Origin of the sequence: Flavobacterium sp. 3HN19-14 (assembly GCF_051373205.1) — a bacterium.
GTDB lineage: Bacteria > Bacteroidota > Bacteroidia > Flavobacteriales > Flavobacteriaceae > Flavobacterium.
Map to the genome: position 1 here is coordinate 1 of NZ_JBPPZT010000002.1, position 3,518 is coordinate 3,518.

The 3,518-nt window shown below is 43.4% G+C and carries 4 protein-coding genes and 2 pseudogenes; 2 read left to right on the plus strand and 4 right to left on the minus strand.

Features of this window, described 5'->3' with window-relative positions; all coding sequences use genetic code 11:
• Positions 1-581: 581 nt before the first annotated feature.
• On the minus strand, positions 582-788 hold the full coding sequence (gene ybcW / locus ACSLFW_RS20860; RefSeq protein ID WP_001031427.1) for a protein YbcW: 207 nt from the start codon (positions 786-788) through the stop codon (positions 582-584).
• A gap of 285 nt (positions 789-1,073) precedes the next feature.
• Here ybcW and ACSLFW_RS20865 point away from each other — a divergent pair, with 285 nt between their 5' ends.
• The gene (locus tag ACSLFW_RS20865; protein WP_012775990.1) at positions 1,074-1,484 is read left to right on the plus strand and encodes a DUF1398 domain-containing protein; all 411 of its coding nucleotides are present in this window, start codon (positions 1,074-1,076) and stop codon (positions 1,482-1,484) included.
• 289 nt (positions 1,485-1,773) lie between these two features.
• Positions 1,774-2,067, plus strand: coding sequence for a serum resistance lipoprotein Bor (bor, locus tag ACSLFW_RS20870; protein ID WP_000738492.1), 294 nt, complete (start codon positions 1,774-1,776; stop codon positions 2,065-2,067).
• Positions 2,068-2,097: 30 nt separating this feature from the next.
• Here bor and rzpD read toward each other — a convergent pair.
• The 3 genes and pseudogenes from rzpD to ACSLFW_RS20885 all read right to left on the minus strand — a co-directional run bounded on the left by rzpD (position 2,098) and on the right by ACSLFW_RS20885 (position 3,338).
• Positions 2,098-2,558 (minus strand): annotated as a pseudogene (rzpD, locus tag ACSLFW_RS20875) (prophage endopeptidase RzpD).
• Positions 2,555-3,031 (minus strand): glycoside hydrolase family 24 protein, encoded by a 477-nt coding sequence (locus ACSLFW_RS20880; protein ID WP_000229403.1) that lies wholly within the window; start codon positions 3,029-3,031, stop codon positions 2,555-2,557. The pseudogene rzpD and the gene ACSLFW_RS20880 overlap by 4 nt, the downstream one beginning before the upstream one ends.
• Positions 3,015-3,338, minus strand: a pseudogene (locus ACSLFW_RS20885) (phage holin, lambda family). Before ACSLFW_RS20885 ends, ACSLFW_RS20880 begins: the two are co-directional and overlap by 17 nt.
• Positions 3,339-3,518 lie beyond the last annotated feature (180 nt).

Here is a 3,518-nt window from a genome sequence, read left to right on the forward strand (position 1 = left end):
CACTACTCACGACGATGTTTTTTTTGGTACCTTTTTTTTCACCGGAAAGGACCCGTAAAGTGATAATGATTATCATCTACATATCACAACGTGCGTGGAGGCCATCAAACCACGTCAAATAATCAATTATGACGCAGGTATCGTATTAATTGATCTGCATCAACTTAACGTAAAAACAACTTCAGACAATACAAATCAGCGACACTGAATACGGGGCAACCTCATGTCAACGAAGAACAGAACCCGCAGAACAACAACCCGCAACATCCGCTTTCCTAACCAAATGATTGAACAAATTAACATCGCTCTTGAGCAAAAGGGTCCGGGAATTTCTCAGCCTGGGTCATTGAAGCCTGCCGTCGGAGACTAACGTCAGAAAAGAGAGCATATACATCAATTAAAAGTGATGAAGAATGAACATCCCGCGTTCTTCCCTCCGAACAGGACGATATTGTAAATTCACTTAATTACGAGGGCATTGCAGTAATTGAGTTGCAGTTTTACCACTTTCCTGACAGTGACAGACTGCGTGTTGGCTCTGTCACAGACTAAATAGTTTGAATGATTAGCAGTTATGGTGATCAGTCAACCACCAGGGAATAATCCTTCATATTATTATCGTGCTTCACCAACGCTGCCTCAATTGCTCTGAATGCTTCCAGAGACACCTTATGTTCTATACATGCAATTACAACATCAGGGTAACTCATAGAAATGGTGCTATTAAGCATATTTTTTACACGAATCAGATCCACGGAGGGATCATCAGCAGATTGTTCTTTATTCATTTTGTCGCTCCATGCGCTTGCTCTTCATCTAGCGGTTAAAATATTACTTCAAATCTTTCTGTATGAAGATTTGAGCACGTTGGCCTTACATACATCTGTCGGTTGTATTTCCCTCCAGAATGCCAGCAGGACCGCACTTTGTTACGCAACCAATACTATTAAGTGAAAACATTCCTAATATTTGACATAAATCATCAACAAAACACAAGGAGGTCAGACCAGATTGAAACGATAAAAACGATAATGCAAACTACGCGCCCTCGTATCACATGGAAGGTTTTACCAATGGCTCAGGTTGCCATTTTTAAAGAAATATTCGATCAAGTGCGAAAAGATTTAGACTGTGAATTGTTTTATTCTGAACTAAAACGTCACAACGTCTCACATTATATTTACTATCTAGCCACAGATAATATTCACATCGTGTTAGAAAACGATAACACCGTGTTAATAAAAGGACTTAAAAAGGTTGTAAATGTTAAATTCTCAAGAAACACGCATCTTATAGAAACGTCCTATGATAGGTTGAAATCAAGAGAAATCACATTTCAGCAATACAGGGAAAATCTTGCTAAAGCAGGAGTTTTCCGATGGGTTACAAATATCCATGAACATAAAAGATATTACTATACCTTTGATAATTCATTACTATTTACTGAGAGCATTCAGAACACTACACAAATCTTTCCACGCTAAATCATAACGTCCGGTTTCTTCCGTGTCAGCACCGGGGCGTTGGCATAATGCAATACGTGTACGCGCTAAACCCTGTGTGCATCGTTTTAATTATTCCCGGACACTCCCGCAGAGAAGTTCCCCGTCAGGGCTGTGGACATAGTTAATCCGGGAATACAATGACGATTCATCGCACCTGACATACATTAATAAATATTAACAATATGAAATTTCAACTCATTGTTTAGGGTTTGTTTAATTTTCTACACATACGATTCTGCGAACTTCAAAAAGCATCGGGAATAACACCATGAAAAAAATGCTACTCGCTACTGCGCTGGCCCTGCTTATTACAGGATGTGCTCAACAGACGTTTACTGTTCAAAACAAACCGGCAGCAGTAGCACCAAAGGAAACCATCACCCATCATTTCTTCGTTTCTGGAATTGGGCAGAAGAAAACTGTCGATGCAGCCAAAATTTGTGGCGGCGCAGAAAATGTTGTTAAAACAGAAACCCAGCAAACATTCGTAAATGGATTGCTCGGTTTTATTACTTTAGGCATTTATACTCCGCTGGAAGCGCGTGTGTATTGCTCACAATAATTGCATGAGTTGCCCATCGATATGGGCAACTCATCTGCACTGCTCATTAATATACTTCTGGGTTCCTTCCAGTTGTTTTTGCATAGTGATCAGCCTCTCTCTGAGGGTGAAATAATCCCGTTCAGCGGTGTCTGCCAGTCGGGGGAGGCTGCATTATCCACGCCGGAGGCGGTGGTGGCTTCACGCACTGACTGACAGACTGCTTTGATGTGCAACCGACGACGACCAGCGGCAACATCATCACGCAGAGCATCATTTTCAGCTTTAGCATCAGCTAACTCCTTCGTGTATTTTGCATCGAGCGCAGCAACATCACGCTGACGCATCTGCATGTCAGTAATTGCCGCGTTCGCCAGCTTCAGTTCTCTGGCATTTTTGTCGCGCTGGGCTTTGTAGGTAATGGCGTTATCACGGTAATGATTAACAGCCCATGACAGGCAGACGATGATGCAGATAACCAGAGCGGAGATAATCGCGGTGACTCTGCTCATACATCAATCTCTCTGACCGTTCCGCCCGCTTCTTTGAATTTTGCAATCAGGCTGTCAGCCTTATGCTCGAACTGACCATAACCAGCGCCCGGCAGTGAAGCCCAGATATTGCTGCAACGGTCGATTGCCTGACGGATATCACCACGATCAATCATAGGTAAAGCGCCACGCTCCTTAATCTGCTGCAATGCCACAGCGTCCTGACTTTTCGGAGAGAAGTCTTTCAGGCCAAGCTGCTTGCGGTAGGCATCCCACCAACGGGAAAGAAGCTGGTAGCGTCCGGCGCCTGTTGATTTGAGTTTTGGGTTTAGCGTGACAAGTTTGCGAGGGTGATCGGAGTAATCAGTAAATAGCTCTCCGCCTACAATGACGTCATAACCATGATTTCTGGTTTTCTGACGTCCGTTATCAGTTCCCTCCGACCACGCCAGCATATCGAGGAACGCCTTACGTTGATTATTGATTTCTACCATCTTCTACTCCGGCTTTTTTAGCAGCGAAGCGTTTGATAAGCGAACCAATCGAGTCAGTACCGATGTAGCCGATAAACACGCTCGTTATATAAGCGAGATTGCTACTTAGTCCGGCGAAGTCGAGAAGGTCACGAATGAACTAGGCGATAATGGCGCACATCGTTGCGTCGATTACTGTTTTTGTAAACGCACCGCCATTATATCTGCCGCGAAGGTACGCCATTGCAAACGCAAGGATTGCCCCGATGCCTTGTTCCTTTGCCGCGAGAATGGCGGCCAACAGGTCATGTTTTTCTGGCATCTTCATGTCTTACCCCCAATAAGGGGATTTGCTCTATTTAATTAGGAATAAGGTCGATTACTGATAGAACAAATCCAGGCTACTGTGTTTAGTAATCAGATTTGTTCGTGACCGATATGCACGGGCAAAACGGCAGGAGGTTGTTAGCGCAAAAAAAAAATTCCAAAAAAAAAATTCCAAAAAAAA